The organism is Terrisporobacter muris, from assembly GCF_024621905.1.
Taxonomy (GTDB): Bacteria; Bacillota; Clostridia; order Peptostreptococcales; family Peptostreptococcaceae; genus Terrisporobacter; species Terrisporobacter muris.
The window spans coordinates 1-2,136 of record NZ_JANKBY010000472.1 but is presented as its reverse complement, the minus strand read 5'-3'; the positions used below and the strand labels follow the sequence as shown (position 1 = coordinate 2,136).

At 26.6% G+C, this 2,136-nt stretch carries 3 protein-coding genes; all 3 read left to right on the top strand.

Annotated features, from left to right (window positions below; translation table 11 throughout):
* Positions 1 to 1,003 (top strand): lysylphosphatidylglycerol synthase transmembrane domain-containing protein (locus NSA58_RS19335; protein ID WP_257560877.1); only part of this gene is annotated, 1,003 nt, incomplete at its 5' end.
* The gene (locus tag NSA58_RS19330) at positions 984 to 1,691 is read left to right on the top strand and encodes a response regulator transcription factor (protein WP_334309349.1); all 708 of its coding nucleotides are present in this window, start codon (positions 984 to 986) and stop codon (positions 1,689 to 1,691) included. The genes NSA58_RS19335 and NSA58_RS19330, both read left to right, overlap by 20 nt.
* Entirely contained in the window at positions 1,678 to 2,031 is a 354-nt protein-coding gene (locus tag NSA58_RS19325) for a hypothetical protein (RefSeq protein ID WP_257560878.1), read from the top strand. Before NSA58_RS19330 ends, NSA58_RS19325 begins: the two co-directional genes overlap by 14 nt.
* Positions 2,032 to 2,136: the final 105 nt, after the last annotated feature.

The following is a 2,136-nucleotide window of genomic DNA, read 5'->3' as shown; positions in this document are numbered from 1 at the left end:
TTATATAATTTTTAAAAATAATAATATAGAAGAAATTATAAATACAATCTCTTCTCTTAATATAAATTATACTACTATAGGTATAGTTTGTAGTTGTACTTTTATTATTTGTGAAGGTATAAATATAGGTAGAAATTTAAAACTTATGGAGTATGATATTAATTTTTTTACATCGATAAAATATGCAATTGTAGGATTATTTTTTAGTTCTGTAACACCTTCTGCATCAGGAGGACAGCCAATGCAAGTTTATTATATGCATAAAGATGGAATTCAAGTATCACATTCATCTTTGGCACTGCTTATGGACCTTGCTAGTTTTCAATTTGTAACAGTAACTATGGCTATAGTTGGATATATAGCTGAGCATAAATTACTAGTTAATACATTAGGGAGTATAAAATATTTAGTTTTATTAGGAATTATTTTAAATACATTAGTTATGCTACTTATATTAACAGCAATTTTTTCAAAAAGATTTATAGGAAAGTTTATCGATTTTATTTGTTTTATTTTAGGAAAGATTAAATATAAAAAAGTAGATAAATTTAAAGAGATGGCAACAGAGCAGGTAAAAGAATACAAAGAAAGTGCTAAGTATTTCAAGGAAAATAAACTTACAGTTTTGAAAGTTTTGATGACCACAACAGTACAAATAGTGGCTCTTCATAGCGTACCATTTTGGATATATAAAGCATTTGGCTTAAGTGGGTATTCTTTAACTACAGTAGTTATGTTACAAGCAGTTTTATATATTAGTGTATCTGCTTTACCGTTACCTGGAGCTGTAGGAGTTAGTGAAAGTGGATTTATGGTTATTTACAAAACTTTATTCCCAGCTCAAATTTTAAGTTCAGCCATGCTTGTAAGTAGAGGAATAAGTTTTTACTTATTAGTATTAATAAGTGGTATATTTATTGCAGGTACTCACATTTTAAATATTAAAGGAAATCACTATGTTAAAGTTACGAGAAAAAGAAGAGGTGAAAATTTTGACTTATAATATACTTGTTGTAGAAGATGATATAGATATAATAAAGCTACTAAAAATTTATCTTGAAAGTGATGGACATAGAGTTATGTCTGCACAAAACGGAATAGATGCTTTAAATATAATAGAAAATATAAAAGTAGATTTAGTAGTTATGGATATTATGATGCCTAAAATGGATGGTTATGAGTTAACTATGCAAATTAGATCAAAATATACTATACCAATAATTATTTTATCTGCTAAAAATGAAGATGATGATAAAATTCTAGGGTTAAATTTAGGTGCAGATGATTATATAACAAAGCCTTTTAATCCAATGGAAATAGTGGCAAGAGTTAATTCTAATTTAAGAAGATTTTATCATTTTAATAAAACTATTGTAGAAAAAGAAGAAACACAATTAATAGTAGGAGACTTGACTTTAGATACACAAAAATTAGCTTTATTTAAAAGAGGAGAAGAAGTTATTGTAACTCCTACAGAGTATAAAATCTTGGCTCTTCTTATGAAAACTCCAGGGAAAGTATATACCAAATTACAGATGTGTGAAGCAATTAATGGAGATTATATTGAAAGTGATAATAATACTATGATGGTTCATGTTTCTAGGCTTCGTGAAAAAGTGGAAGATGATTCGAAAAATCCTGAGTATATTAAAACTGTAAGGGGGATTGGTTATAAAATTGAAAAAAAATAAAAGTAGATTTTATACAATTTTAGTTAGAAACTATATTTTTTTTACAGGTATTATTGTAATTTCTATTATATGCATATTGAAAGGTGTAAATTATGAAATAAAAAATATTGTTAGTGAACCGATGGTTAAAGAATTAGTAGATTATGCGAGTTTAATTCGTGATAAGGAATCTGGCAAAATTAATAAGTCACGTATAAAAAAATTAGCAGGAAAAGATAGCTTTATTCAGATTTTAGATAAGGATAATAAAGTTATCTATGAAAGTGATCCTAACAAAGTTAATAAAAAATTTACAGATGAAGAACTGAAATATATACATACTCTATCCCATGTCCAATAAGTTTCTATTCTTGTGTGTTTTTTTCCATTCACTGTTGTAGTCACAGTTCTCGTGTGCATAGTGTATTTTTCCTTTACTCTTTCAAGTTCTAAGTATTTTCCTTTA